General features: G+C 41.9%; 17 protein-coding genes. 5 read left to right on the plus strand and 12 right to left on the minus strand.

The features are described 5' to 3' along the window. Positions 1-22 precede the first annotated feature (22 nt). The 3 genes from VRK28_RS01645 to apbC all read right to left on the minus strand — a co-directional run bounded on the left by VRK28_RS01645 (position 23) and on the right by apbC (position 7102). A complete protein-coding gene (locus VRK28_RS01645; RefSeq protein WP_332393161.1) occupies positions 23-2974 on the minus strand; it encodes a TonB-dependent receptor in 2952 nt (983 codons plus the stop codon). A 78-nt stretch (positions 2975-3052) separates the two neighbouring features. Further along, a complete protein-coding gene (locus VRK28_RS01650) occupies positions 3053-5704 on the minus strand; it encodes a family 16 glycosylhydrolase (protein WP_332393162.1) in 2652 nt (883 codons plus the stop codon). Positions 5705-6022: 318 nt separating this feature from the next. Continuing rightward, positions 6023-7102, minus strand: a complete 1080-nt coding sequence (gene apbC / locus VRK28_RS01655; protein WP_332393163.1) for an iron-sulfur cluster carrier protein ApbC — start codon at positions 7100-7102, stop codon at positions 6023-6025. Positions 7103-7280: 178 nt separating this feature from the next. Between apbC and metG the strand changes: the two genes are divergently transcribed. Next, a complete protein-coding gene (gene metG / locus VRK28_RS01660) occupies positions 7281-9305 on the plus strand; it encodes a methionine--tRNA ligase (RefSeq protein ID WP_332393164.1) in 2025 nt (674 codons plus the stop codon). Positions 9306-9398: 93 nt separating this feature from the next. Here the strand turns inward: metG and VRK28_RS01665 are convergent, their stop codons facing one another. Then, positions 9399-10214 (minus strand): hypothetical protein, encoded by an 816-nt coding sequence (locus VRK28_RS01665; protein WP_332393165.1) that lies wholly within the window; start codon positions 10212-10214, stop codon positions 9399-9401. Between the two features lie 83 nt (positions 10215-10297). Continuing rightward, a complete protein-coding gene (lepB, locus tag VRK28_RS01670; protein WP_332393166.1) occupies positions 10298-10957 on the minus strand; it encodes a signal peptidase I in 660 nt (219 codons plus the stop codon). Between the two features lie 186 nt (positions 10958-11143). Between lepB and VRK28_RS01675 the strand changes: the two genes are divergently transcribed. After that, positions 11144-11602, plus strand: coding sequence for a hypothetical protein (locus tag VRK28_RS01675; RefSeq protein WP_062565141.1), 459 nt, complete (start codon positions 11144-11146; stop codon positions 11600-11602). After that, a complete protein-coding gene (locus VRK28_RS01680; RefSeq protein WP_054552938.1) occupies positions 11603-11809 on the plus strand; it encodes a helix-turn-helix transcriptional regulator in 207 nt (68 codons plus the stop codon). 58 nt (positions 11810-11867) lie between these two features. Here VRK28_RS01680 and VRK28_RS01685 read toward each other — a convergent pair whose 3' ends face one another. From VRK28_RS01685 to aceK, 4 genes are read right to left on the minus strand one after another with little or no spacing between them, the layout of a single operon-like run. Then, a complete protein-coding gene (locus VRK28_RS01685; RefSeq protein ID WP_054561248.1) occupies positions 11868-12128 on the minus strand; it encodes a DUF2999 family protein in 261 nt (86 codons plus the stop codon). A gap of 53 nt (positions 12129-12181) precedes the next feature. Further along, positions 12182-13144: a zinc-binding dehydrogenase gene (locus VRK28_RS01690; protein ID WP_332393167.1), complete on the minus strand. Its 963-nt coding sequence runs from the start codon at positions 13142-13144 to the stop codon at positions 12182-12184. Between the two features lie 8 nt (positions 13145-13152). Then, positions 13153-13545 carry a hypothetical protein gene (locus VRK28_RS01695; protein WP_332393168.1) on the minus strand — a complete coding sequence of 131 codons (393 nt, stop codon included), beginning with the start codon at positions 13543-13545 and terminating at the stop codon, positions 13153-13155. Positions 13546-13597: 52 nt separating this feature from the next. Further along, positions 13598-15427: a bifunctional isocitrate dehydrogenase kinase/phosphatase gene (gene aceK / locus VRK28_RS01700; RefSeq protein WP_332393169.1), complete on the minus strand. Its 1830-nt coding sequence runs from the start codon at positions 15425-15427 to the stop codon at positions 13598-13600. Between the two features lie 105 nt (positions 15428-15532). On the opposite strand from aceK, the gene VRK28_RS01705 reads away from it, so the two are divergent. Continuing rightward, entirely contained in the window at positions 15533-16480 is a 948-nt protein-coding gene (locus tag VRK28_RS01705) for a LysR family transcriptional regulator (protein ID WP_054561245.1), read from the plus strand. A gap of 111 nt (positions 16481-16591) precedes the next feature. Beyond that, a complete protein-coding gene (locus VRK28_RS01710) occupies positions 16592-17035 on the plus strand; it encodes a hypothetical protein (protein WP_054561244.1) in 444 nt (147 codons plus the stop codon). Here VRK28_RS01710 and icd read toward each other — a convergent pair. The 3 genes from icd to VRK28_RS01725 form a co-directional block, all read right to left on the minus strand. Further along, complete coding sequence (icd, locus tag VRK28_RS01715; protein ID WP_332393170.1) at positions 17032-18306, minus strand: NADP-dependent isocitrate dehydrogenase; 1275 nt, start codon at positions 18304-18306, stop codon at positions 17032-17034. The two genes, VRK28_RS01710 and icd, sit on opposite strands and share 4 nt — an antisense overlap. A gap of 92 nt (positions 18307-18398) precedes the next feature. Continuing rightward, positions 18399-21080, minus strand: coding sequence for a 7TM diverse intracellular signaling domain-containing protein (locus VRK28_RS01720; protein ID WP_332393171.1), 2682 nt, complete (start codon positions 21078-21080; stop codon positions 18399-18401). Positions 21081-21117: 37 nt separating this feature from the next. Continuing rightward, a complete protein-coding gene (locus VRK28_RS01725) occupies positions 21118-23382 on the minus strand; it encodes a TonB-dependent receptor (protein WP_332393172.1) in 2265 nt (754 codons plus the stop codon). Positions 23383-23406 lie beyond the last annotated feature (24 nt).

The raw sequence follows: 23406 nt of genomic DNA on the forward strand, positions 1-23406 counted from the left end.
TTTGTTCCATCGGGATCACATATTAAAAGCTATAACGGGCACCAATTGTGTAACGAGGTCCGTATTGACGAGCAAATAAGAACTGCTCTTCGTAACGACCGTAGCCACGCTCAGTTTCGTTATTAAGGTTTATACCTTCAAAGAAAACAGTCATGTTTTCGTTGATGTCGTAGTTAACACTTAAGTCCCATTGACCGTAGGTATCGCCAAACTGTGGCGGAGCATCAGACGAGCCTTGCGCTTGACCAACACCAATTAAGTAAGAGTCACGCCATGCGTAGGTTACTTTTACTGATAAGCCGTCTTTATCGTAAAAAGCTTGGAAGTTAGCTGAATCACTTAAGCCAGATAAAGGAGCTTGTTGAGTCAAACTTGCTACATCAAATTCAACATCACCATCAACAAACGTAGCATTAACCCCTAAACCAAAGCCACTTTCACCAAATAAGTGTTGAACAGCAAGTTCAAAGCCATCAACTGATTTGCTATCAGTATTTTGTGGCTGAGAAATGTTCCATACCATCAGTGGATCTGCACTCGTTGGCTCAATGGCACCATCCGCATTACCATAACCTAATGCCAGCATTTCATTGAACACAGCGTCACTCGTTGCCTGCTCGCCACGTGCTTCTACAGATGCAACAGCTTCAAGGTAACGAGGACCATTTAAGATATCGTATAAACCTTCAATGGTTGTTTCAGTGATTTGCGTTTGAATAAAGTTATCTACGTCTTTTTTGAAGTAACCAACCGACGCGTAGCTACCTTCACCGTAGTAGTACTCAAGTGATAAATCGAGGTTAGTTGATTCAAATGGCAACAGATTAGTATTGCCTTGGCTACCTGTACGCGAACCTGGTTTCGGGCTACCCGTCAAGCTTCGGCCACCAGCCAAATTACCCAGCGGCGCACGTGCCATGGTTTTACCCCACGAAACACGACCAACAAGCTCGTCTGTAATTTCAACTTTTACGTCGATATTTGGTAACCAGATATCGTAGTTACCTTCTTCTTGGTAAAAGTTATCTGTACCGCCAGTTTCGTACTGCATGATCCACTCAGATGCACTCACCCAGTTAACTTGGCTTTCAACACGTTGACGAACCGTACTGGTCACATCAGTTTCTTCATAACGAAGACCTGCGTTGATTTGAACAAAGTAATCAGACAATTCAAATTCCCACAAGCTATTCACATAGAAGCTTTGTGTTTTTTCTTCTACGTAGCTTTCACTGTCGATACCATCAAAGAATGGGTCAATTGAATATTGATTATCGCCTAATAAATCTTCGTTTAAATAAGCAAGCTGACGAGCTAACGCTTCTTCAAAGCTATAGGTGTAATAGTAATTTGGTTCAAGGGCACTACCACCACCTGCAAACTGATCTAGCATGTCGCCAGTATCATTATAAGTGAACATACCATCAGGGAAAATTTCGGTGAATGATGGATTAAAACCAGGGCCGCCACGTAAGCCACTCCATGCAGTAAAACCACCCATAGTTTGCTTAGTATTGGCTGCACCGAATTTCACTTTAACTAGTGGAATTTCAAAGCTTTCATTGAACCAAGTTGCATGAAGCTGAGCTTGCTCAACATTAGACTCACCTGGAGAGTAAATAAACTGACTGAAGTTCGAATCTATTTCACTTGGGTCTAGTACAGTAGTGCCATTGTTCCAATTAACATAGGCATGCGGAACTTCACCAGTGCGATAATCATATACTTTGCTCTGTAACTGATCTGAGCCAAGAATGATTTGACCATCAGAACCTAAGCCATCATCTGCGCCGTTATCTGTTTCGTTTTTCGAATCATGATAATCGAACTCAACTTCCCACTGGTCATTGATTTGCCATTCTAGGTTTAAACCAATTGAACGTGCTTTAACTTCTGTAGTGGCACGGCTTGCGGTGAATGAACCATCATTACCACTGATATCGGCATAAAGTGCTGTACCATTTTCATCAAGCTCATAACTATTGATGTTACTGCCAAACTCATTCCAAATACCCCAACCTGCAGTTTCAACACCGGTGATTGCACGACTTGCCGTGTAATCAACCGTTGCAGTAAAGCTTTCAATTGGCGAGTACTGCAAAGTTACTTGGCCATTAGTACGCTCACGTTCAACATCAGCAATACTGTAGTTCATGTCTTTCGGGAAGAAATGATTACCGACACGGTTGCCTTCGCTATCTACTGCACGTGGGTCAATGTAGTCACCTTCATCAAGGGTTGGTAGGTCAACATTGGCCTGCCAACCTTGAATATTGGCACTTTGCTGTTGAAAATCACGTTCTTGATGAGAGAATGATGCCGCAAAACCAAATGTATCATCAGCATAGGTATTGCTGTACATCGCTGAGAACTCTGGCGTTACATCATCACCTTTTTCATTTGACGAGTCATGAATAGCTTTAATAGACGAGCTAAACTTTTCGCCTGGGCTATTTAATGGGCGAGTTGTAATAATATTTACGGTAGCGCCTAGACCACCACTTGGTACATCAGCTTGACCTGATTTTGCAACTTCAAGTGCACTTACACCATCAGCGGCAATATTCTCAAGGGCATAAGAACGAGTATAACCCGTGCCTGGCATTTGACGGCCATTCAACATTACTAGGTTAAACTCAGGGCCAAAACCACGTACCGTAATTTCGCTACCTTCGCCGTTTGAACGGCTCACTGATACACCGGTAATACGCTGTAATGATTCAGCTAAGTTAGTATCTGGGAATTTACCCATCTCTTCTGCTGAAATCGCATCTACAACACCTGTTGCATCACGTTTCATATCCATGGCGCGGATCATACTGCCACGAATACCTTTAATTTCGATAACTTCAATATCGTTATCAGCTTTCTCTTGCTCATCCTGTGCATAGGCAGACATAGTGCCTAGCCCTGCGGTTAAAATCATCGCAACTGACGCTGCAAGAGGTGTTTTAATAAATTTTGTGCTTTTCATGATATACCTGCTTTTGCAATATGTTGTCATGGATACTGGGTGCTGTAATCAGCACCCATCACTTGTTGCCAATGTTAATTACGGGTTTGCAATAACTGCATTATCAATACGGTAAACCGCACCTTCACCCATCCCCCATGACGGGAACACCATAACAACGTCGATTGCACTAATATCAAGACCTGCACTTAGTAAATCGGCAAGTGTATAAGTATAGGTTTGCCACTCACCAACCACAGGCTCGACACCTTCTTGGCTTGCACTTAACGCAAGCTCCACAGCTTGACCTGCATCGTTTGATTCAATTTTAAATAACCACTGAGCATCTTGGTCGCTGGCGTTTGAAACTATCTTCATTTCAAAACGAACCACACCTTCAGATAATAAGTGTGATGCATCAAAGCTCACGCCATCATCAGCTAAAAAGCCCATTACCGTAGCGGTAGAACCAATTTGGAATTCTGCCACAGAGCCATGAGTTTCATCGTCAGTTTCGACTGTTGGCGTGCTACCAGCACAACAATCCCAAATGCTCCACTGATCTGCCACGTTTTCGGCAAACAGCGTCAGCTCTGATGCTGCCGATTCTTGCTCTGGTGCATAAATGCGAGCATTGTCGACACGGTAAACTGCACCTTCACCTTGACCCCATGCAGGGAAAATCATGATTACATCAATAGCACTTACATCTAAACCTGCGTTTAATAAAGTACTGATTGGGAACGTGTATGTTTGCCATTCACCAGCAACAGGGTCAACACCTTCTGAGCTTGTGTTAAGGTTAACTTCTACTGCTGTTGCACCTTCATTAGACTCAACTTTTAATAGCCAAGGCGCATCTGGTGTTGATGATAAAGAGGTGATCTTCATCTCAAACTGCAGCATGCCATCATCAACCAATGCTGATGCATCAAACTGCGTACCACTACCACCTGATGAAGTACGGTTAATAAAGCCCATTACCGTAGGAGTTGCACCAATAGAGAACTCTGCAGTAACACCATGTTCTTCGTCGTCGACTACTTCAACAGGTGTTGAACCACCACAACAATCCCATAGCGGCCAATCAAGATTAGTTTCATCAGTGAATAAAGTTAATGAAGGTAATGTTGTTGTGCCGCCATTGGTAATTTCAACATTATCAACACGGTAAACAGCACCCTCACCTTGACCCCATGCAGGGAAAATCATGATTACATCAATTAGCGATACATTTAAACCTGCGTCAGCTAATGTTTGCAGTGGGAAGGTATATGTTTGCCATTCACCAGCAACTGGGCTAACACCTTCAGTACTATCACTTAGGTTGAGCTCAACGGCTGTCGCGCCTTCATCACTTTCGATTTTAAATAACCAAGGTGCATCTGGTGTAGCGGGCAGCGAAGTCACTTGCATATCAAAAGTTACATAGCCGTCTTCTAACATTGCACTTGCATCATAAGGTGACGCTTCACCGTTTTCATCGGTAATAAAGGCATCACGGCTAATAAAGCCATTTACTGTAGGCTCTGCACCCACACTAAATTCAACTACATTACCACGGTCTGCATCTTCAACTAACCCTGGCGTTGTGCCACCACAACAGTCCCATGCAGGCCAGTTAGGGTTAAAGCTGCTATCAAAGATAGTAAGCGGTGTTACAGTGCCATCACTTGGTGGTGTTGGAGCAGGAGCTGCGCCTTGCACAAGTGCATCTTCTAAATTGTCATAACCTGGGCGAACTGTTTCACAGCCTTTACCTGTGTCTGGGTCTTGAGCACATTCATAAACACGTACATAGTCAACTTCAAAAGTTTGACCATTTTCGAATGCAGTTGCATCAACACCAAGGGCATTAACATTTTCAGGCCAATCACCGCCAACAGCAAAGTTTAAGATTAAATAAAACTCTTGGTTATATGGCGCTGCATCCCAGAAAGTTGTTAACTCACCAGTTGTTTGATCAAAGTACTCTGTGTACCAACCCTTATGTTTAAGAGCCAGTGCCTCACCGTCAGCGTTATATAGTAATTCTGATTGGCGCTGTGTTGCATATAAATAGTCATCTACGTACCAACGAATTTCACCCTCTTGCCATTCAATAGCATAAGTATGGAAATCATCAGCAGGATTAGAATCTTGCGCGAAGGTATAGGCTTTGCCACTACTATCATTATTTGGCCATGCTTGACCATAATGTAATGTGCCGTAGATATTTGACTCTAGACCATCATCATTTTCGACTTTTAGGTTCACCGACTCAACAATGTCGATTTCACCAGAACGAGGCCATTCACCGTATACTTCGTCGGTTGGCATCATCCAAAACGCAGGCCAAGAGCCTTGCCCACTAGGTAGCTTTGCGCGTACTTCAAAGCGACCATATTTAAAATCAGCTTTATAGCGAGTATTGATACGTGCAGATGTATATGGTTTTGCTGCACCCTCTTCTGCAGGTAATGCAACAATATTAAGAATACCGTCTGCAACGAAAGCGTTTTCTTCACTGTCGGTATAACATTGTTTTTCGTTATTACCGCCACCCGCACAGTCTATTTCGAAATTCCATTTGTTGTCATCAATGGCATCGCCGTCAAAGTTATCTTCCCAAACCATCACCCAATCTGAAACTGGTTCAGTTGGATCGACAGTGTCTATTTTTGTATCTGTGGCAGAGCCACCGCAGCCAGCTAAAGTCGCTACAGAAAGCGCCATTGCTAGTTGTGTTAAGTGTGTTTTGAATTTGTTCATTGCATTGAACCCTAACATTATGTGTTTGTTAGTACTCAACTGATATATATAGAGTATAGTTTTAATCAGTCAATTGTAAGCGCTTACATTGGAGGTCAAATAAAAAGCCCTTTTAATGTAAGCGCTTTCATTAGAGTATGACACGGTTACTAAAACGTCAATAAAATATTAACATTTACTGCGAAATTGTTTTTAGTCTAAGTGATTAACAAGGCAATACGTGAACAAAAAATGAGGAAGTACCCTCACAGCAAGACAAATTCACTAATAACAACTTTATTAATTGAAAAAGTCTCGCTGTAAAAATATTTGCTGCGATCAGTCTTCGGTAATGATGATTTCTACAGAACTTGACTGCGCCTGTTGATAATACAAGCTACTAGCAAGCACACGGGCAGCGGTTTTGTAGGTTTCACTTATTTTAGCCGCGTTGTCTTTGGCTATTAAATTGCCCTGCTCTGAGCTTTCGCGAATTTCAATAGCCAGCGGAATATTAGCAAGCACAGGCACGCCATGACGATGCGCTAATGTCACAGCGCCATCTTTACCAAATACATGATTGGGCTCACCACAATGTCCACACAAGAAATAACTCATGTTTTCAATTAAACCAAGCACAGGCACGTTCACTTTATTGAACATAGCAATGCCCTTATGTGCATCGGCTAAGGCCAAATCTTGAGGCGTGGTAATGATCACAGCGCCACTTGCTGGTACTTTTTGGCTCATGGTTAATTGAATGTCACCGGTGCCTGGAGGCATATCAACAATTAGGTAATCAAGCTCCCCCCAGGCGGTTTCGTTCATTAATTGATTAAGTGCTCCCGATGCCATCGGTCCGCGCCAAACGGTTGCATCATCGCTAGGTACTAAAAAGCCGATCGACTGCGCCTTGAGGTTGTGCGCTTCAAAAGGAAGTAAGTTTTTATTATCTGCTGTTTTCGGCTCAGCACCTTGTAGGCCAAGAAGCAGCGGAATAGAAGGGCCATAAATATCAGCATCAAGAATACCCACTTTGGCACCCTCTTGCTCTAAAGCCGAGGCAAGATTCACCGCCGTAGTTGACTTTCCTACGCCGCCCTTACCTGAAGCAACGAGCACAATATGTTTAATTTGCTTAAAACTATATGTGCTAGGTAATTTCACTTTAGCGCTAATTGACACAGGCACTGATAGTTTATCAGCGACAAATTTTTCAATCTCGTTAATTTCGCCACAGCCAGCAAAAGGTAGGCTAAGTTTTACCTGCCAGCTTTTATCGCTGTTTTGATTAAGCTCTTCGAGCCAGTCTTGCTCAATGCCAATGGCAAATGCGCTACTACGGTAGGCGGCTAAGGCAGCAATGATAGGTGCTTTTTCAGCCGATTTACTTGAGAATAGTTTTGACAGTCCAAACATAGCAATAAATTAGCGTTTCTTTGATGAAAAGTGCTGCGGAATTATGTAACATTCATGGCATTAAAACCAGACAATTAGATAATATCATTGCTTTAGGTTGTATATAAGCAACTCACAATGAATTAAATAATGATATTCGAGCATATTTGCATCGAACTAATCTCAATTCGGAATGATTATGGCACAGCGAAAGATCCTGATTACTAGCGCATTACCTTATGCCAATGGCCCGACTCACTTAGGTCATTTACTAGAATATATCCAAACTGATATTTGGGCGCGTTTCCAAAAACAACAAGGTCATGAAACCTACTACGTTTGCGCGGATGATGCTCACGGCACACCAATTATGCTTAATGCGCAAAAGCAAGGGATCACGCCAGAAGAGATGGTTAAAAACGTGAGTGTTGAACGTCAACGCGACTTTGCTGATTTCAACATTGAGTTTGATAACTATCACAGCACGCACAGTGAAGAAAACCGTCATTTCAGCGAGTTAATCTACAACCGTTTAAATGAAGCGGGTCACATTAAAAAGCACACTATTTCTCAACTTTTCGACCCAGAGAAAGGTATCTTCTTACCAGATCGCTTTGTAACAGGTACTTGCCCAACGTGTAAGTCTGAAGATCAAAACGGTGACAGCTGTGATTCTTGCGGTGCAACTTACAGCCCAACTGAGCTTATCAACCCACGCTCTGTTATGTCGGGTGCTGAGCCAATCTTAAAAGATTCTGAGCATTACTTCTTCGACCTACCTGCTTTTGAAGACATGCTTAAAGAGTGGTTACACTCAGGTACGATTCAACAAGAAATGGCGAACAAGCTTGATGAATGGTTTGCAGATGGCCTACAGCAGTGGGATATCAGCCGTGACGCACCTTACTTTGGTTTTGAAATCCCTGGTGCACCGGGTAAATATTTCTACGTGTGGCTCGATGCACCAATCGGCTACATGGCAAGCTTTAAAAACCTGTGTGATAAAAAAGGGATTGATTTTGATGCATTCTGGAGCGAAGACTCAGATGCAGAGCTTTACCACTTCATTGGTAAAGATATCATCTATTTCCACAGCTTATTCTGGCCTGCAATGTTAGATGGCGCAAAATTCAGAAAGCCAACAAATGTATTTGCCCACGGTTTTGTAACTGTGAATGGCGCGAAGATGTCTAAATCAAAAGGCACTTTTGTTAAGGCACGTACTTACCTTGATAACCTAGATCCTGAATATCTTCGTTATTACTACGCAGCAAAACTAAACAACGGCATCACTGACCTTGATTTAAACCTTGAAGACTTTGCACTACGTGTAAACTCAGACTTAGTAGGTAAAGTGGTTAATATCGCAAGTCGTTGTGCAAGCTTCATCACCAAGAAGTTTGACGGCAAGCTTAGCGACACCGTAATGGACGAAGCGCTATTAGGTGAGTTCCAAGCAGCTGCTGCAAGCATCGCAAACCACTATGAAAACCGTGATTACAGCCGTGCAATTCGTGAAATCATGGCTCTTGCTGATAAAGCAAACCAATTTATCGACGCTAAAGCGCCTTGGGTATTGATTAAAGACGAAACAAAACAACAAGAAACACACGATGTTTGTTCACTTGGCTTAAATATGTTCCGTGTACTTATCACCTACTTAAAACCTGTTCTTCCAGGTATGGCTGCAAACGTTGAAGCTTTCTTAAACGACGATTTAACATGGCAAGGCGCGCAAACTGCGCTTGTTGGTCACGCAATTAATAAGTTCAAACCGCTAATGCAGCGTGTTGAAATGGATAAAGTAAATAAAATGATTGAAGAATCAAAAGAAAGCCTAGTTGCTGAAAAAGACAAGATTGATCCAAACAGCCCACTAGCAAAAGAGCCAATCAGCCCAGAAATCGAATTTGATGATTTTGCGAAAGTTGATTTACGTGTAGCAAAAATTGCTAAAGCAGAACACGTTGAAGGCGCAGATAAGTTATTAAAACTAACTTTAGATTTAGGTGGCGAAACACGCCAAGTATTCGCAGGCATTAAATCGGCGTATGCACCAGAAGACATTGAAGGCAAGCTAACGGTAATGGTAGCGAACCTTAAGCCTCGTAAGATGCGTTTCGGTATGTCTGAAGGCATGGTATTAGCTGCAGGCCCTGGCGGTAAAGAAATTTATATTCTTAATCCAGATGAAGGCTCAGAGCCTGGCATGCGTGTAATGTAATTACACAATTGCTAGTTAATATAAAGAACCGTTGTGTTTCAGACACAACGGTTTTTTTGTATTTAATGAATGCTTTAGATTAATGTTGTTAGCTTAAGAGCTGGGGCATGCAGGATATTCAGTCAGTACTTGAGTAATTATTTGCCCAAACTGCTGGTGTTGTTGTTCGGTAATCGCAAAAGCAGCATTGTAAGCTAGGGTATCTGCAAGCTCACCTGTTATAACTTCATAAAAAGTCATCGCGGTCAGTAAGTGCCCTGCATCTGAAGCATGATTTCCATCTGCACTGTAAAAATTAAGCTCCGGTAATGCGGCGATTGCTTTGTCCCAAACTAAGCCGATTGGTGCTACACAGCTTGCATCTTTTTCGCTAATCGACAAATGCAATTGATAGACAAGCTCCCCTTCTTTGCTGTCACCTTGCTGTGGATGCTCTGGAAACAAAATAGGTGTAATTTCCAGCTCTTTTGCACTGGCAATTAATCGCTCAGCCTCACTTGTAGAATAATTAACAGAGCCAGACTGAGAATACTTTTGACCTTGAAAAATAGCATGGCTCCAATTGGCTTGCTGTAGCTTTTCAACATTGCCCGATGTGTTCACTATTTCATCTAAAAAGCGACCACTGACGGTAAGAGTTGAAACTTGAGCGTTGGTTAACTCACTGGAAATAAGCTGTTCAAGCAAATCCCCTAATCTAGCGCTATGGCTATTGCCATAAATAATAATATGATAGTCAGCACTGCCACTGTTATCGACAAGCTGAGCACCTGTATCTGGTGTTGAGCTGTTAGTGTCATCAACTTTTGTAGATTCGTTTTTTGAGCTCGAACCACATGCAACTAGGCTAATCAAAAAGACGAGTAACAAATAATATCGAATTAATCTAGTAAACTTATCATTTATCATACTTTACCTTTTGGCTTATTATTTTTATGTCGTTAATATTGAAACACAAAATTATAAATTGCCAATTTTTGTACGATTTTTATCTAGGGTGCTAAGTACAAATCATGTAAAACTCGCTCTTTTCGAGGTAAGTAATAATCATCATAATCAAGTGACACAAGCACCCTTTTAGCTTTACCTAATAACTCACTGCGAGGCACTAAACCAATCACTCGTGAGTCTGCACTATTATCACGGTTATCGCCCATCGCTAGATACATATCTTTGGGAATAACGACAGGTGCAAAATGCTGCATCACCGAGGGCGTTTTTGATACCTGAATAGCGTGCTGAACACCTGCAAGGTTTTCAATCAGTGTTTGCTGCTCTTGCTTATCATCAGTTAATGCGTAATCAAGTGCTTTACCGTTAATGATCAATTTATTATCTACTAATGTCACTGTATCGCCCGGCACGCCAATAACACGCTTTATTAAGCGATTATTTGCAGCCTTAGAATCAAATACAATGATATCACCGGCTTTTGGCTCATCTGTGCGCATTAGCGAAATATGACTAAATGGCACACGCAGATCATAAGCCATTTTATCCGTTAAAATTCGATCCCCTTCAACGATGGTCGGGTTCATTGAACCTGTTGGCACTTCATACCAATCAGCCACCGCACTTCTAAAAACACTCATCAAACAGATGAATAAAATCAAAGAGCGGTTATTTTTCCATACCTTCAAAAGCCAGTTCATATTCGTTCCTTATTTGTTGTTTGTTTTCATAAGAGCCACTGCGATACAAATTAGTTCTTAACTAAATGTAACGAAATACGTCAATGATAAAAAAACCATACATGATGTTAAAAATATTTGACACAGTAAGCAATGAGTAGTTTACTTAACACCAAGTCAAATATTTTTTACATTGGATGATATAAAATGAGCTACAAAGAAATGACAATTTGGGGCACCTTGGTGGTAACCATAGGCCTTTTAAGCTATTACCTGTTAGGTATTAATTCACTACAAGCCGCGGGGGCTCTTAGCCAAGAGACCATGGTATCTTATTTGTATAAGGTTGTTGTAGTAGCGGTGATCTTAGAGATCATTATGCAATCTGTGCTTGCGGGTATTAAACACAAAGAAGCAGACTTAGGAGATGATGAGCGCGATAAGCTCATCGAGCTAAAAAGCACCAAACTTGGTCATTGGTTTTGCTCTGCAATTATCTTAATGTGTGTATTTTTAACAACGCAAATTGAGCGTGTGTCTGGACGTATGCTGTTACCTGAGGTCTCTGATCTATATAATATTATGCACTTTCTTATTATTGGTTTTTTAGTGAGTGAAATTATTACTATTGCTAGCAAAGCGTATTTATATCGAAGAGACAGCTAAATGACAAAACAGCTCAGTAATACCATTCGAGAACTTCGATTTCATCACAATGAAATGACTCAGCAAGCATTAGCAGAGGCTGTTGGTGTTTCAAGGCAAACTATAGTAGCGATTGAAAAAGGTAAATATTCCCCCTCTCTTGAGGTGGCTTTTAAGATTGCACAGTTGTTTGATAAGAAACTAGACGACGTGTTTTCGTATCAATAATACCAACAAAAAAGGTTAGCCAAATAGCTAACCTTTTTTCAATTCGAATCATTAAATTTTATGACTGCTGATTTTTGAACTGCGCTTTGGCTTGTTCAACTTCATCATCACTGATGCCAACTGATTCAGCCGCTTCTTTAATAAGGTGTGGCTGCGTCATCACTAATGCCATCAATTGTTGAAGCTTTTCTGGTGGGATACCTAACTGTTGGACCAGACCCATTGCCATCATTGGGTTTTCCATAAACGCTTGAAACAGCTCACGCACTTTCTCGTCACTTACATTGTGCTCTTTGAGCATTGCAATAATAGGGTTCATATTAACCTTTACTTTTAACTACTAATAAAACCAATAATATGGGCAAATTGATGTTATTCAACTAACATCACCACTTTTCCCGAATTTTCGTTGTTATCTAAAATACGGTGCGCCTCATTCGCTTCTTGCCAATTTAAGGTTTTATAGATATTGCAATCGAACAGCCCGTTGGCCAAGTCATCATAAAAGCGCGAAATAAACTGCTCTTTTAAATCACGTTTAAACTCAATTGAACGGTTACGCAAGGTTGATGCATGAAATGATATGCGCTTACTAAGCAACCTTGCAAAGTCAACCTCAGCAAAGCGCGCATCTAAAAACGCTAACATTACAATTTGGCAATCCATTGCTGCAACGGCAGCATTTTTATTTAAATAGCTTCCTGAGACAGGATCAACAATGGTATTAGCCTGTAAATTATTGGCTTTGAAATACTCTACAAAGTCGGTGGTTTTATAATTAATGGTGTGGTCTGCACCAAGCTGTTTGGCATGCTCACACTTTTCATCGCTGCCTGCGGTTATCACTACTTGAGCACCCGCGCGTTTTGCCATTTGAATTGCCGCCCCTCCGACACCACTAGCTCCCGCATGGATCAGTGCCGTTTGCCCCGCTTTGAGCTGACCAAATTGAAATAAGGCAGAGAAAGCCGTTAAGTATACTTCACTGATAGCAGCGCCCTCTGCCATTGTCATTTCATCTGGTAACGGCATCACTTGCGCAGCATCAACGGCAACATACTCGCTGTAAGCACCGCCCGAGCACAAGGTAAAAACACGTTTATTAAGCCAGTCACCGGATACTGCACTACCTTTCTCAACAATGGTACCGGCGCATTCTAAACCTAATATTTCACTGTCACCTTTGGGCGCAGGGTATTTACCTTGTCGCTGTAAACAATCTGCCCGATTAACGCCGATTGCTGCAACAGCAATAAGAACTTCGTTATCTTTTAGGGCTGGTTTATCTGTTTGCGCAAAATGTAACTGTGAGTCTTCGTGCTTAATATAACGCATATCACCTTCTATTTAATTCGTTGCCAGATCTCAGCTTCGACTAATTTGCCATTTTCATACAAAGTGTGGTGCCACAAGTCACCTTCTATTTTGTAATCAAATGACATGGTCTTACCAAGTAGTGAAGGTACATTACCATAGGAAAAAGTTTCGATAAATTGCTGATCTTGCATAACATATTTGCCGCCACCAGCATAATGAAAGTTGCCTTGCTTTTGGGTGATATAGCTAAAATGACTGGGTGTAATCAGTTTAACAGAGGTAATTTCTGGCGCTTTTGCCGTCACATAGCCGTCATTGGTTGCATATTTGCCTTCAACAAATTGCCAGCTACCTAATAACGGATTGGCGCTTACCATAGACGAAATAAATAAACTCGATAATAACAGTGTGTTTTTCATAGTGCGTTCCTTAGCAATTTTTTCAATAGCATACGCTAACACTATGTTCCTATTAAACAGTTATAGGTTGAGATTTTTTCATTTGATCTCTCATCGACGAAAAGCGCCAAGACTGCTTATAAGGATAAACATCAAGCAATTGCCCATCGTTTATCGCAGTTTGTAATTGCTGCCACATCGTGGCAGTGAAAATATCTTGATGTGCAGCATTGAAGTGATCAAACGCTCGCTTATTAGCGCTAAAAAATACTCTAAACTGGCTCGGAAATACGTCGTTTTCGGCAATATCAAAGTAGCTTTCGCTGCTTAGCTCATCTAATGAGTCATCGGTTTTTGGCAGTTCTCTAAATTGACACTCTGTCATCGGGCAAATTTCATCGTAGTCGTAGAACACCACTCTTCCCCAACGGGTTACACCAAAGTTTTTCATCAGCATATCACCGGGGAAAATATTAGCCCCCGCAAGCTCTTTTATCGCTTTACCGTAATCAACCATTACTTGCTGCAGTTTTCGCTCATCACAGTCGTTGATATACAAATTAAGCGGCGTCATTTTGCGCTCTACATAAACATGGCGCAAAATAAGTGCATTCCCCGAGATCACTAAGCTATCGCCAATTTGCTGCTGCATTATTTGTATAAGCTCATCACTAAATCGGCTTAAATCAAACGCTAAATAACGAAATTCGTGGGTATCAACTAGCCGTCCTACTCGGTCGGCTTGTTTAACAAAGTCGTACTTGGCCATTACTTGTTGTTTGGTGGCTGTTTTTGGTGCACTAAATTTATCTTTTATTACCTTGTACACATAATCTGAGCCTGGGGTGGTAAATACCAGCATCACCATGCCCGGCGTCCCCGGCGCAAGTGTGTATTTATCGTCAACGGGGCTATTACGGGTGGTATCAACTTTATAACGATAAAACTCGGTTTTCGCGTGTTTGATAAAGCCTATGGCATTAAACAGCTCAAAACGTTGCTTATGAGGCATTAAATCACTGAGGTAATCAACGTATCGGGCGGGTTGATCTGTGTCGACCATAAAATAAGTACGCGCAAAGCCAAACAACAAGCTAAGTTGATCAGCTCCCATCATCACAGCATCAATGTGCAGACCTTTTTCACTGTTTAATAACGCAATCGCAAATGGCATGTTATCGCCATTTTTAGCAATACAGCGGCCTATTATGTAGCACGCTTTATTTCTGAAAAACAATGAATTCGCATATTCGATATAGCCATCGTTGAGAGCAAGCAGCTCATAAACTTGTGGGCACTGCTGTTTCGCTCCAGCAATCAAGGTGCGCTGTAACATGGCAATATCATCATTAAAATCAGCGTATTGTGACCGAAATACATGGCGCTTGATCAAGCTACTAATCGCACTTTCAAAGCCATTTTGCAGGGAAATGCGGCTAACCAATGAATCAAAGGGTCTTGGCCCCAGTTGATAGCGCGCTTTTAGTACAAACAAGTGCACATTGCGGATTTTTCGTGAGTCCCAAATTGCACCGAAGGTTGAGTTAAAAAAGGTATGAGCAATGGGCTGGTTTTCGTGGCTTTGCACCATTTCTGCGTATATTTTCTTGGCTAATAACCAAAGCGCTGGGTCGTCTACTTCGCTATAAGCAATAATTTTTACCGCTTGGCTTACCTTTTTGACTTGCCCTTCGTAAACTTGCAATCGCGATTTCATAGCCCCTTGAACTTGATGCCACTGGCGCTGTTCAAAACGACTTTGTGCACCTAGGGTAATATTTAAAAACTCTGCAAACATAGCCTCAAAGCCAGCATACACCGCACGGGCAAGCTTAGTCGCTACGACCTGATTTAACTGTTCGCTGTGTGATTTAACAGCCAAATGTGAACTTTGCTGTGGCATTATTTTTATCGCTTATGCTGATTATTTTAGTCGCCTTGTTTACACACAATAGCAAGCGCGCTTTAATTTAGGTAATTAATAAAGATAATAAATAAGATTGATCAAATGAATATTAGGCACGTCGACCTCAACCTATTGGTGTATTTAAATGTCCTCATTGACGAACAAAGTGTGTCTAAAGCCGCCAATAAACTAGCTTTGACTCAACCTGCAATGAGTAACGCCCTTAAGCGTTTGCGAGATTTGTTTGATGATCCATTATTAGTGAGAGCCGCTGGCACAATGACGCCAACGGCAAAAGCGCTCAGCCTTAAACCTGAAATAGAATCACTGTTAAAAATGGCTGAGGAAATTACTCAGCCAAGTGAGGTATTCGACCCGAGCACCGCGAATATTACGTTTCGGATCATGGCAAACGACTATCTTGAATCAACCCTTATTGCGCCGTTTATCACCCAGCAGCTAGCAAAAAATCCGGGGCTTAATTTTGATATTTTGAGCCCAAGCGATGTTAACCTTCAAGATATGGAAAAAGGCACCATCGACCTTGCCATTAATCGCTTTAACGGCCTGCCCCGCTCATTCCACCAGGCAAGTGTGTGGCGCGACAATTACTGCTGCTTAACACACCCAGACAACTCTTACTTACAACAGCAAAACCTCGAAGGCTACCTTGCACAAGAACACATTTGGGTGAATCGGGCTGGTTGGGGCGTAGAAGCGGCAGTAACAAATAAATCAGGCAGCCAAAAACTCGGCTGGGTCGATGAGGCATTATGGCAACTAGAACAAACCCGCAATATTCGCGTATTCACCCGCCATTACATGGTGGCGAGCCTACTTTGCCAATCACCTCAACTTATTGCCACATTGCCCCGTCGCCAAGCTATGTTATTAGCAAAACACACTGATTTGGTAATAAGTCCAGTGCCATTTCAAATCGTGCCTATTGAAGTAAAAATGTTATGGAGCCCTTTGCTACATCACGCAAACCCGCATCAGTGGCTGCGTAGAGAGCTACTTGCCTTTGCCAGTACCGTGGCTGATCGTTAAAAACAGTATAATATTGATAAAATCAATATCAGTTATTGAAAACAACAATTTCATTAATAATGAGTGAAGGGCTAGAGTGAAGTTAAGCACATAAACAAAGAGAAAATGATTATGGAAACTTCAGCGCAATTCACTCAACAGGACGGCCTTTACATCAATGGTCAATTACACTCATTCATCGAGCAGCAGCTTTGTAAAAAAAGCGATTTAGCCTGCGATGAGATTTACCAAACACTGGCAACAATGGTTGATGAGTTTGGTTGCCAATGCCGTAAAACCAAACATCAAGATGATGATGTTTTACAAGCAGAGACACTGTTAAAAGCGTATAGCACAGTACGTACTCACCCTCACTGTCATGTTGATGCACAAACAACAACCGCAGTGCTAGATGAATACTGCTGCCAAGTACCAGCTATTTTAGTGGTTGCGTTAATGGATACATTAACAGGCATGACAAGCAACGAACCTGGTGCAGAGCACATTTACCAACGTGCAGCACAGTTAACAGGTAAACCATGTGTCTACGCAGTTAAAAGCGCCAATGCCGCTTAATATGGTTCATTATTTGAGTTACTTATTCGCGCGATGATGCTTGTTGCAAAATCACTGCAACTAAGCATCGTCGCATCGGCTACTAGGTTAGCCAAATCAAACGTCATTTCATTTGCGCTAAGCGTCTGCTCTAGGGCTTTTTCTATATTATTCGCCGCTTCGTGCCAGCCCATAAAACGTAGCATCATGACCGCACTTAAAATACTGCTTGTTGGATTTGCACTGTCTTCTCCGGCAATGCGATTAAATGTGCCATGAGTCGGTTCAAAAAAGGCCACTTCATTATTTAAGTTTGCCGCAGGCATAATACCCACGCCACCAACTTGTGCGGTTAGCATATCAGCTAAGTAATCGCCGTTTTGATTGGTTGTTACCACCACATCAAATTGCTCTGGGGTGAGTAGCGCTTGTTGTAGCATGTTATCAGCAATGACTTCTTTGATGATTAAATCATCTTGCTTGTCTCGCTTGATCACTAACCAACGACCATTTTCATGCGCTACAGCGTTAAACTCTTGCTCAGCAAGGGCAAATGCCCAGCGTTTAAAGGCGCCATCGGTAAATTTAAGTACATTGCCTTTGTGCACCACAGTCAGTGATTCACTGTGCTCTTTGAGGGCAAAGTTTAGGGCGTAACGCATTAGTCGCTCTGCTGCCTCTTTCGAGCTATTTTTTATGCCAATGCCACATTGGTTATCAAAACGAAGTCGGGTGACCCCCATTTCTTGGCACAGAAAATCAAGCATACGTTCGTTGTCAATACTGCCAGCCTGCCACTCAATGCCTGAGTAAACGTCTTCTGAGCTGTCACGTATTACTGTGATTTGGGTTTTTTCAGGCTCTTTTAAGGGCGATGGTAAATGCGGATAACTGCGAATGGGCCGCATGTTAACGAATAAGTCCATCTCATGACGAAGAGCCACATTTAAAGAACGGAAACCACCGCCAAGGGGGGTTGTTAATGGCCCTTTTATGGCAATTTTATACTGCCTAACAGCATGCAGGGTTTCTTGCGGGAACCAGTCACCATCGTAAAGCGCTGCTGCTTTTTCGCCATTGAACACTTCCATCCAATGTATTTGTTTATCGCCTTGATAAGCCTGATTCACTGCAGCATCAACAATATCTCGCATCACCGGGCTGATATCTTGACCCACACCATCGCCTTCAATGTAAGCAATAACCGGGTTATCAGGAATATGCCATTGACCCTTACTATCGATAGTAATTTGCGCGCCATTCGAGGGTACTGAAATGTGTTGATACTGCATCATGCTTTCCCAGCAAAGAGTTTTAACAATATTAATATCAAGAAATAGCTAATTTGTCTGTGCTTACAAAGAAATAGCCGCTATTCAAGCAATCAATGCGTTACCTTGGTTATCTCGTCTTGCATGGCACAAAATAAGGATGCAATAAGCTGCGTATCGAGCGTGACGGTATCTTTTTTAAGCGCTGCATCAACGGCGACCGCTTTAACATAAAGCGTTTCACATTCGAACATGTTCGCAGCGCCTTTAAGCATATGAACATTTCTGCTTAAGCCATCAATATCCATCTTTTTGTATTGCTCGCGCATTTCTCGATACTGTTCTTCCAGACCTTTTATATAGTCATCTTTAAGCGCCTGAAACTCTTTTTCAGGTAACTTGATATCGGCTAACTCATCGCAATCTAAGTAACTGGCAATTTTATGGCTAAACGCGTTTCTATCAATTGGTTTGGCGATTAAATCATTAAAGCCTTGTTTCATATAACGGGCAATTTCATGCTTCATGGTATTCGCTGTCAGTGCAATGATTGGCGCACTCACTCCCGTTGCTTGCATCATTTTTAATGCTTCTTGACCGTCCATAATCGGCATTTGAATATCCAGTAGAATAAGGTCAAAGCTGTCTTCGAGGGTTGCTTGCACTGCGTCTTTACCATTTTCAACGGTGGTCACTGTCAGCCCCATACGCTCTAATATTCGCGCAATTAAACGTCGGTTGTCTGGGTGGTCTTCGGCAAGTAATACTCTGCCCTTTAAGTTCTCTGGTGCATCAAGCTTACTAAACGGTGAGGTTTCAACGAGCTTCACTTCGCTCATATCATTAAGCCAGCGTGTATTATCTGTAGTATAAATCGACATGGTGAAAATAAACTCACTGCCAGAGCCGACATTACTTTTAACGCTGATATCCCCATCCAATTTCTGCGCAAGGCTCTTTGAAATATTAAGGCCAAGACCCGTGCCACCATACTGCCTAGAAATACTTGAATCCGCTTGATAAAAGGCACTAAACAGGGCTTGTTGCTCTTTGTCTGTCATGCCAATACCTGTGTCTTTTACGCTTATCGACAACTTATCGTTATGACAGCTCACCGTTAAAGTTATACGCCCCACTTGAGTGAACTTAAGGGCGTTGGTTGTTAAGTTTAATAAGATCTGCCTTAAACGACTCGGATCGGTAATTAGGTAGTCTGGCAACGGGAACTGATAATCAACACTGAACTTTAAGCCCTTATCGCGAATTTGCTTGCCGATAAGTGACTCAATATTGGCAATCGTGGCAAACAAGTCTGTTTCGACTAAATCTATTTCTAGCTTGTTGGCTTCAATCTTCGACATATCGAGTATATCGTTTATTAATCCAAGGACATGGCGGCTATTTTGCAATATAACGCCAATCCCATGGTTGCGCTCATGAGGCTTAATGTCCCCGAGCATAATGCCATCTGCATAGCCAATAATTGATGTCATTGGGGTGCGAATCTCATGACTGATATTCGCTAAGAAACGGCTTTTAGCTTCATTCGCATCGCGAAGCTCAGAGGCAAGCTCTTCAAGCTCCAAGGTTCTTAAATGGACTTTTTCTTCTAGATTTTTGTTGAGCTCTACGTTGTCATCGTGAAGCAACCTAAACTTATCGGCCACAGCAAACGCCAGCAACATGGCGTCCATGGCTGTGCCTATCAACCCCAATAAATATAAATTAATGGAAGTAGCTGGCAGCAAGCCTAAATTAGTTAAATTACCGACCATATTCGGTAGCATCATGGCAATGTAAGCAAGCACAAAATAGCGTGCTGGCTTGAAGCCAATGAGCATACAGCGAATACCTATGTATAAGCCTAAACATAAAGCAACACCCGTTACTAACGTTGACCAATAAAAACCAAAGCTTGGCCATAAAATACAAAACGGAATACCCAAAGTGGCGATTACACCCACCGTGAGTGATAATTGCGCCAGTTTCGGAAATGTTTCTTTGAGTTTAAGTAAGTTGTTGTAAAACAAAATATTGGTTAAGGGTGTGAGGGCAAAGCCGAGCCAGTGAAGATGGGGATTATAGTAACCAAACAGCTGATCAGAAATATGGAAAAAATGGCTCCAAGCAAACACCCAGGATGCTGTAAATAATGCGTAATACAGGTGTGTAACATCACGGGAAACCAAGTAAATTAATAAATTATATAAACCAAGTGCAATGCCCACCCCAAAGCACAGCATCATGATCATATTTTCGACGGTTATGTTCTGAAAATAATCTTGATAAGGCGTTAATACCAGCTTTGCGGGAGTATAAAAGTAGTCACTCTCAAAATAAGTGATTAGCGTGTAGCGCTTACCTTTTTCAAGAGATAAGCGATTACCATAGTGAAAAGCAAATTGGTTAGGCTCGACCCCGCCGGTTACAAAGTGCTGTATCGGGGCACTTGGATCAGTTATATCGTATATGCGGCTTTCTATTTTCGAAACCAGGGTGTTGTAAGGGTAGAGAACTAAATCTTCGATATCACTTAGATTTTCAATTTCAACAATTAACCAATAGCTACCGCCGACAGAGCTTATTCTAGATTGTGGTTTTTTGCTGGCTCGCCAAGCATCAATCGCAGCCACAGATTGTGGAAACATATTATCATTTGCCGTAAACACTTCACCGACATCATGAAGGTTTTGCTCAGCTACAGCGTCGGTGTAGACAAACGTATCTTGTGCATTAGCCGAAACACTTAATAAAACCACAAACAGCAGAGTGCTAAAATACAGCTTTAACCGCATTCACAAAACCCCTGTACCATCGTGGAGTTGGCAACGACTAGAATTGCAGTGAAACATCAAAGCCATAGCGACGCCCTTCCCCTTTAAAGTCTTCAAGCATGCCTAAGAACGAGCTTAAATCGAACTTTAACTGACTGTATTCAGTATCAAATAAATTTTTGCCCCATAAAGTAAATGACCAATTATCAACATCATATTTTAGATGCGCATTAACAATGCTAAAGCCGTCTTGGCGGGCATAAGGGTTCATGTTCTGATCAAAATAAAACTCAGACTGATAATCGTAAATAATATTGGCCGATAACGGATATGACGCCAAGCTGGTATCATATTTTAATCCCGCTGATACATTCCATTTAGAAGTAAATGGTAGTTGGTTATCAGTAATACTATTGCCAAGTGGGTCAACGTATTCTTCAAACTCAGCATGAGGGATATAGCCAACTGAAAGTAGCATGGCTAATTGCTTAGTTGCTTGGTAATTGATTTCAGTTTCAAGACCATAAATAGTTGAATCAGCGACATTTTCAAGCAACTGCACAGGAGGCATTTGCGGTGTTTCTGACGCTTGGTTCATAAACACTTGTTGGTCGTTATAGTCATAGTAAAACGCCGCCCAATTCATTCTAAGTTGCTTTCCAGGCCAGAACGACTTTAAGCCAACTTCATGGGCATTTAAGCGCTCTTTACCGTAGTTTGCTAAGATTGCTTGTTCTTCAGATGACAAAAAGCCGCCGTTGTAGCCACCACTTTTACTACCATTAGCAAAACGATAATAAAGATTGCTTGCATCTGAATAGCGATAATTAACGGCAAATTGACCAGTAAAGCCATTGTCTGATTGCTCATCGGTAACGCGATAAAATGGTACAAGCACTCCGCCTAAGTCATTCACATCAACCACCGCATTTAACGTGGCGATTGAGTCATACTCAAGTGACTCATAGTCATATCTAAGACCGGCTGTGATCATCCATTTATCTGCGACTGGTACTTCAATTTGGCTAAATACAGCCAAATTTTGCATCTTGATTTCATTATCGTAAATAAAGGTCGCGGTTAAGTTTGTCGGTAAAATACCCCGGAAATCACGCAAAATATCATTTAGATTATCTTGCTCAATCGTCTCATCGGCAAAATAAACACCACTGGTGAGTGTGTAATCAGCAAATTCGTTTAATAACCTGAATTCTTGGCTGAGTAGTTGGGTATCTAACCCTAATACTCCTTCGCACAAACGAGCTGGCGAGCCATCGCAGTTAAAAGCATGGCTTCTTTCTAAATCGTTAAAGCTTGACAGCGAGGTAAATGTACTTTGCTCGTTTAAATGCCAATTCACTTCAGCAATAAAACCATAACCATCGGATTTATGAGGTGAGTCGTTATTGACGCTCACAGCAAAGAAATCATCACTGCCATCATTAAAACCAAAGTTATCAAAACAGCGTGTTGAGCCCGCATCTGCTGGTGAACACAGCTCACCCGTTAAAGGGTTTGCGACAATACCAATACTACCAACTGGCTGGGCAATACCATCCCAATCTTCAATATGCGCTTGCAGGTAAAGATCAACATCATCCCACTCGGACAAAAAAGACACACGTGCATTTTTTTGCTCCATGCCTGCTGTTGGTGAGTCTGCATAAGTATTTTTTGTTGAATATTCATAGTCTTGATAGTTAACAGCAATACGCATTGCGCTGGAGTCTGAGAGTTGCTGGTTCCACACACCATCGATGCTGGTGGCGTTGTTATTGGCAGCACCTAATGTTAGCGAGCCATAGCTATCAAACTCAGGGCGATTTGAGCGTATAAGTATTGCACCACCGGTAGAATTACGACCAAACAAAGTACCCTGCGGGCCGCGTAAAATATCGAGTTGTTCAATATCGTACAAGTTAACAATTTGATTATTGGCAGACCCCACCGCAACACCATCAATATACATGGCAACAGGTGAAGTGTTCGCCGTATTATAATCAAGTAACCCCACCCCACGGATACTCACAGCGGGAGGCGTCCCTTCTGCGGCGTTTTGGGTGATTTTAACGTTTGGCGCAAACAAACCAATTTCAGTTGAATCTTTAAAATGCTGAGCTTTTAAAATTTCGCCATTCACTTGGCTTACCGCCACACTTACGTCTTCAATTGCTTGCGGACGCTTTTGTGCATAAACGCTAATAACTTCCATGTCTTTTTCAGTCTCAGCTCCTTGTGCAACAGCGCTTGCCATTACACATGCCGCCAAGCTGGTGCTCGACAACATCATAAACTTAGGATCTTTAAGAAAAGGACGCTTCATTGGCTTTTAGACCTTAAAAGAGGG

The organism is Pseudoalteromonas sp. P80D2, from assembly GCF_036680945.1.
GTDB lineage: Bacteria > Pseudomonadota > Gammaproteobacteria > Enterobacterales > Alteromonadaceae > Pseudoalteromonas > Pseudoalteromonas shioyasakiensis.

Bases quoted from the DNA above. Each gene is read 5' to 3' on its own strand.
- VRK28_RS01645 (WP_332393161.1), bottom strand. From the start codon at position 2,974: ATGAAAAGCACAAAATTTATTAAAACACCTCTTGCAGCGTCAGTTGCG.
- VRK28_RS01650 (WP_332393162.1), bottom strand. From the start codon at position 5,704: ATGAACAAATTCAAAACACACTTAACACAACTAGCAATGGCGCTTTCT.
- apbC (WP_332393163.1), bottom strand. From the start codon at position 7,102: ATGTTTGGACTGTCAAAACTATTCTCAAGTAAATCGGCTGAAAAAGCA.
- metG (WP_332393164.1), top strand. From the start codon at position 7,281: ATGGCACAGCGAAAGATCCTGATTACTAGCGCATTACCTTATGCCAAT.
- VRK28_RS01665 (WP_332393165.1), bottom strand. From the start codon at position 10,214: ATGATAAATGATAAGTTTACTAGATTAATTCGATATTATTTGTTACTC.
- lepB (WP_332393166.1), bottom strand. From the start codon at position 10,957: ATGAACTGGCTTTTGAAGGTATGGAAAAATAACCGCTCTTTGATTTTA.
- VRK28_RS01675 (WP_062565141.1), top strand. From the start codon at position 11,144: ATGAGCTACAAAGAAATGACAATTTGGGGCACCTTGGTGGTAACCATA.
- VRK28_RS01680 (WP_054552938.1), top strand. From the start codon at position 11,603: ATGACAAAACAGCTCAGTAATACCATTCGAGAACTTCGATTTCATCAC.
- VRK28_RS01685 (WP_054561248.1), bottom strand. From the start codon at position 12,128: ATGAACCCTATTATTGCAATGCTCAAAGAGCACAATGTAAGTGACGAG.
- VRK28_RS01690 (WP_332393167.1), bottom strand. From the start codon at position 13,144: ATGCGTTATATTAAGCACGAAGACTCACAGTTACATTTTGCGCAAACA.
- VRK28_RS01695 (WP_332393168.1), bottom strand. From the start codon at position 13,545: ATGAAAAACACACTGTTATTATCGAGTTTATTTATTTCGTCTATGGTA.
- aceK (WP_332393169.1), bottom strand. From the start codon at position 15,427: ATGCCACAGCAAAGTTCACATTTGGCTGTTAAATCACACAGCGAACAG.
- VRK28_RS01705 (WP_054561245.1), top strand. From the start codon at position 15,533: ATGAATATTAGGCACGTCGACCTCAACCTATTGGTGTATTTAAATGTC.
- VRK28_RS01710 (WP_054561244.1), top strand. From the start codon at position 16,592: ATGGAAACTTCAGCGCAATTCACTCAACAGGACGGCCTTTACATCAAT.
- icd (WP_332393170.1), bottom strand. From the start codon at position 18,306: ATGCAGTATCAACACATTTCAGTACCCTCGAATGGCGCGCAAATTACT.
- VRK28_RS01720 (WP_332393171.1), bottom strand. From the start codon at position 21,080: ATGCGGTTAAAGCTGTATTTTAGCACTCTGCTGTTTGTGGTTTTATTA.
- VRK28_RS01725 (WP_332393172.1), bottom strand. From the start codon at position 23,382: ATGAAGCGTCCTTTTCTTAAAGATCCTAAGTTTATGATGTTGTCGAGC.